This window comes from Kitasatospora sp. MY 5-36, assembly GCF_001182915.1.
Classification (GTDB): Bacteria; Actinomycetota; Actinomycetes; order Streptomycetales; family Streptomycetaceae; genus Kitasatospora.
On the sequence record NZ_LFVW01000784.1, the window covers coordinates 1 to 4,561 of the forward strand.

General features: G+C 75.4%; 6 protein-coding genes. 3 read left to right on the forward strand and 3 right to left on the reverse strand.

What is annotated here, in order from left to right; genetic code table 11:
* Both AE652_RS35910 and AE652_RS35915 read left to right on the forward strand, forming a co-directional pair.
* Positions 1-1,209, forward strand: a 1,209-nt coding sequence (locus AE652_RS35910; protein ID WP_049659202.1) for a PQQ-binding-like beta-propeller repeat protein, incomplete at its 5' end; no start/stop codon positions are given.
* Between the two features lie 29 nt (positions 1,210-1,238).
* Entirely contained in the window at positions 1,239-1,874 is a 636-nt protein-coding gene (locus AE652_RS35915; protein ID WP_049659203.1) for a uridine kinase, read from the forward strand.
* Here AE652_RS35915 and AE652_RS35920 read toward each other — a convergent pair.
* Positions 1,822-2,670, reverse strand: coding sequence for a DNA-formamidopyrimidine glycosylase family protein (locus AE652_RS35920; protein ID WP_049659204.1), 849 nt, complete (start codon positions 2,668-2,670; stop codon positions 1,822-1,824). The genes AE652_RS35915 and AE652_RS35920 overlap by 53 nt on opposite strands.
* Before the next feature lie 52 nt (positions 2,671-2,722).
* Positions 2,723-3,184, reverse strand: coding sequence for a universal stress protein (locus AE652_RS35925; protein ID WP_049659205.1), 462 nt, complete (start codon positions 3,182-3,184; stop codon positions 2,723-2,725).
* Between the two features lie 148 nt (positions 3,185-3,332).
* Here AE652_RS35925 and AE652_RS35930 point away from each other — a divergent pair, with 148 nt between their 5' ends.
* The gene (locus tag AE652_RS35930; RefSeq protein WP_049659206.1) at positions 3,333-3,716 is read left to right on the forward strand and encodes a hypothetical protein; all 384 of its coding nucleotides are present in this window, start codon (positions 3,333-3,335) and stop codon (positions 3,714-3,716) included.
* Between the two features lie 13 nt (positions 3,717-3,729).
* On the opposite strand, the gene AE652_RS35935 is transcribed toward AE652_RS35930, so the two are convergent.
* On the reverse strand, positions 3,730-4,561 hold an 832-nt coding region (locus tag AE652_RS35935; RefSeq protein WP_049659207.1), incomplete at its 5' end, for a zinc metalloprotease.

Below are 4,561 nucleotides of genomic sequence, written 5' to 3' on the forward strand. Positions count from 1 at the left end.
CTGCTGCTCGGGGCCGGGGTGCTCGCGGCGGGCGGGGCCGCCTGGGCGTTCGGCCGTTCGGGTGTCGGCGGGGCCTTCCCCTCGCCCGGGCCGACCGGGCCGGTCCCGACCGCGCTGTCCGGGCCGACGCCGCTCTGGACGTACCGCGGCCCGGAGGCGATGACCCCGGAGCGCCTCACCGACCCGCCGAGCCACCCGGTCTACCTCTCCAGGAACGGCCTGCAGGTCCTCGACCACGAGAAGGGCACCGCCGCCCGGCTGCTGGTCTTCGACCCGCCGGCCGCCCGCAGCTGGCCCATCGACGGCGACGTGCTCGGCAAGGTGGTGGTCGGGCCCGACCACCTCTTCACGATCTACGAGGGCCACCTCGACGCCCGGCACTTCACCGACCCGGCCGGCGACTGGAGCCTGCCGCTGCCCGACGAGCTCCAGGGGCAGGTCCGCCTCGCCGGCTACGACCGCCAGGCCCCGGGCATCCTCTACGGCTACGCCTGGGGCCGCCCGCGGTCCGACGGCACCCGGACGGAGAACCGCCTCTTCGCGCTGCGGGTCACCGACCGCTCCCTGCTCTGGTCCGTCCGCACCGAGCAGACGGAGCAGCCGGTCACGCCCGCCACCCACATCGGAGGCGGCCTCCTCGCCTGCCTCCGCTTCCTCGGCGGCCGCGCCGAGGTGGTGGCCCGGGACGCCGCCACCGGCCGCGAGCTGTGGACCGCCCCCGGTGAGGAGGACCTGCGCTGGTGCGTGGCCGGCTCGGGGGGCTTCTTCGTCCCGGACGGCAACGGCGGCGTGCGCAGGCTGCTTCCCGCCGGCGAGCCGGGCTGGACCTACGCGCCCCACCGGGGCGAGTCCTGGCGGGCGCTCCCGCCCCTCGAACACGGCGGCCGGGTGTACGTCCCGTGGGACCAGGGTGTGGTCAGCTGCCTCGACCTGTCCTCCGGCGCGGAGCTCTGGTCCTGCCGGCTGCCGTTCCCGCTGGACCGCCGCAGCCGTCCGCTGGTCGCCAGGGACACGCTGTTCGTCCCGGGTACGGCGGCCGGCGGGGTCAGCGCGATCCACCCCGCGACCGGCGAGCTGGGGTGGACCTTCCACGACTCCGGTCCGGGGAAGGACGTCTGGACCCTCGCCACCGACGCGGCCCACCAGTTCGACGGCACCCGCCTCTACGCGGGCCACGACGACGTCCTGCACGCCCTCCCCCTGAACTGAGCGCCCCCACGACACGGCAGGACGGCCCGATGCAGGTACGCCCGATCTCCCCCGACAACCTGGCCGAGCTGCTCGCCGACCGCATCGCCGCCCTGCCCGACGCCCGCGGCCGGCGCCTGCGGGTGGCCGTAGACGGCGCGCCGGCCGCCCTCCCCGGAGCGCTCGCCGACGCGCTGGTGGAGCCGCTGCGGCTGCGCGGCCACCCGACGCTGCGGGTCTCGGCCGACGGCTTCCTGCGCCCGGCCTCGATCCGGCTGGAGTACGGCCACCAGGACGCGGACGCCTTCCACGACCTCTGGCTGGACGACGGCGCCCTGGCCCGCGAGGTGCTCGACCCGCTGGAGCCGGGCGGCAACGGCCGCGTCCTGCCCTCCCTGCGCGACCCGGCCACCGACCGGTCGACCCGCGCCCCGTACACCGAACTCCCGCCCGGCGGCGTTCTGTTGCTGGACGGCGCGCTGCTGCTCGGCCGCTGGCTGCCGCTGGAGCTGACCGTCCACCTGGCGCTCGGCCCGGCCGCGCTGGCCCGCCGCACCCCGGCCGACCAGCAGTGGACGCTGCCCGCCTTCGCCCGCTACGAGGCGGAGACCGGGCCCGCCGCGACGGCCGACGTCACCGTCCGGGTGGACGACCCGCGCCACCCCGCGCTGGTCGAGCGGCCGTGACCTCCGGGGCCGGGCCGCGCTGGCAGTACGGGCACCAGAACACCGTCCGGTCGCGCGGCGGCGAGCCCTGGCGCCCGGTGACGACGGGGGTGACGCAGCGCGGGCAGGGCCGTCCGGCCCGGCCGTAGACCCAGTGCTGGTAGCCGGGCCGGGTGTCGCCGGTGGTGATGTGGCCGGGGCGCAGCTTGTTGGCCTCCAGCATCTGCCGGGCGCGCTCCACCAGCCGGTCGGGGTGCGGGAGTTCGCCGACCTCGGTCCACGGCGTCACGCCCGCGACGAAGCACAGCTCGTTCGCGTAGACGTTGCCGATCCCGGCGAGGTTGCGCTGGTCGAGCAGGGCCTCGACGACCGGGCGGCCCGGGCGGGCGAGGAGCCGGCGGACGGCCTCGACCGGGTCCCAGTCGGAGCCGAGCAGGTCGGGGCCGAGATGGCCGACGATCCGCCGTTCGTCGGCGGTGCGCAGCAGTTCCACGACGGGCAGCCGGTAGCCGACGGCGGTGCCCCGGTCGGTGCCGAGGACGGCGCGGATCTGCCACTCCGGGCCGCCGGTCCACCGCTCGCCGGGGCGGTAGACCACCCAGCGGCCGTCCATCCTCAAGTGGGTGTGCAGGGTGAGGCCGCCTTCGAAGCGGGCGAGCAGGTGCTTGCCGCGCGGGGCGACCTCCAGCACCCGGCGGCCGGTGAGGTCGGCGGTGGCGTGCGCGGGCACCCGCAGGTCGGCGCTGGTCAGCGGCTGTCCGGCGAGGGCCTCGTGCAAGTGGGCCGCCACGCGGTAGACGGAGTCACCTTCTGGCATGCCTCCATTCTGGTCCGCGCGGCGGCCCGCCGGGGCACCGCCCCCGGGTGCGCTACTCCGACTGCTCGGCGGCGCCGTGGGCCTCGCGCACCACGACCACCGGGCAGGGCGCGTGCTCGGTGAGGTGGCGGCTGACCGAACCGAGCAGCACGCCGGAGAAACCGCCCAGGCCGCGGCTGCCGACGACGAGCAGCGCGGCGCCCTTGGCGGCCTCCAGCAGCGCCTGGGCGGCGTTGCCTGGCATCACGCTCTCGGTGATCCGCACACCGGCGTCGTCGCCGGCCACCTTGGCGACGGTCTCACTGAGGGTCTTCCCGGCGAGCTCCTCGGGGTTGAAGGCCTCGACGGTCGGCACGCCCGCGCCGGCCCAGCCGTAGAAGGCCGGGTACTCCCAGGCGGCGATCGCGTGGACCGTCCCGCCGACGGCCCGCGCGTAGTCGATCGCCCAGCGCAGCGCCTGCTCCGAGGCGGGCGAGCCGTCCACGCCGACGACGATCCGGGGATTGGCACTCATGCCCTTGCTCCTTCGGTTGCTCCTGATCGGTCCCGACCCTCCGAACATAGATCAAATCGGACAAACGGTCGGTATCTGCCACGCCGGAAGCGGCCCGCCGCATTCAATTCCAGTGCGCGCGGCCCGCGACGCCTGCGAGGATCCCCGGATGCCGCACAAGCCCCGCCGCCGCACCGGCGGCTTCGCCGAGGTCCTGGCCGCCCTGCCGCCGAAGGAGGAGCACGAGTACTGGAACCTCGACGACCCGCTCGCGTCGGGCGGCTTCGTGGACGCCGGGGGGCGCTACTGGCGGCTGGCCCGCGGCCCGGTGGACCGGCGGCTGGCGAAGCGGCTGGCGGTCGACGCGGACGAGATGACGCTGGGCCTGTGGGGCCGGCTGCACGAGGCCTCCCCGGGCGTCTTCGTGCCCGCCCTGCTCACCCCCGAGGAGCGGCCGGCCGCCTGGCTGGACGCCTCCGCCCTGGAGTACCTGGCGTACGAGTTCCGGGCCTCCGGCGACCGGACGCTGCTCTACCTCGTGGTGCACTGCTGATCCGCTGTCACCGTCAACTCCGGTAGGCCGCCCAGATATTGGCCATCCGCTGGACCTGTCCCGGGGTGAACCTGGTCATACAGGAGTCGTAGCTGTAGTCCATGAAGTTGTGGATCGGGTCGAGCCCGGGGCCGGGGCAGGTGTCCCGGCCCTCGGGGCAGCCGGAGGCGGCGGTGCGTTCGGCCGGGGTGTCCTCCACGTAGTCGCCCGGGGCCCGGCAGCCGTTCTGGAAGGTGTGGAAGAGGCCGAGCCAGTGGCCGATCTCGTGGGTCGCGGTGTCGCCCTCGTCGTAGTGGACGGCGGAGCCGCCCGGCAGCGAGGCGTCGAGCACCACCACGCCGTCGTCGGTCGGGTGCGTCCGGTAGGCGTTCGGGAAGGTCGACCAGCCGAGCAGGGAGTCGCCGAGCCGGGCGGTGTAGAGGTTGAGGGTGCCCTGGTCGCCCTTGCGCAGGGCGGTCTTCATCGCCTGCTCGGCCGAGGAGCCCGGGGTCATGCCGGTGTACCAGGAGGCGTTGTCGCTCCAGTCGGTGCCGACCAGTTCGAAGTGGAACGGGCTCGGGACGTTGCCCTCGCCCTGGCCGCCGTAGCTCTCGTTGAGGTGGTCGATCTGGCCCGCGACGGCGGCCGCGTCCAGCCGCCCCTCGTCGCCGTCGTGGATCACGTGGAAGTAGACCGGGATCGTGGTCGGGGCGGCGGACCGGACCCGGCCGACGCCCAGTTCGGCGAGCCGCTGGGCGAGGTCCGCCTGCATCGCCCGGGCCTGCCGGGGGCTGACCGCGTTCGGGTCCCGGTCCGGCCGGCTGCCGGCCGGCAGCCGCGCCGCGACACCGCCCGCACCGACGACG

What these genes read in the sequence shown, in the direction of transcription:
- AE652_RS35915 (WP_049659203.1), top strand. Translation starts at nt 1,239, where the DNA reads ATGCAGGTACGCCCGATCTCCCCCGACAACCTGGCCGAGCTGCTCGCC.
- AE652_RS35920 (WP_049659204.1), bottom strand. Translation starts at nt 2,670, where the DNA reads ATGCCAGAAGGTGACTCCGTCTACCGCGTGGCGGCCCACTTGCACGAG.
- AE652_RS35925 (WP_049659205.1), bottom strand. Translation starts at nt 3,184, where the DNA reads ATGAGTGCCAATCCCCGGATCGTCGTCGGCGTGGACGGCTCGCCCGCC.
- AE652_RS35930 (WP_049659206.1), top strand. Translation starts at nt 3,333, where the DNA reads ATGCCGCACAAGCCCCGCCGCCGCACCGGCGGCTTCGCCGAGGTCCTG.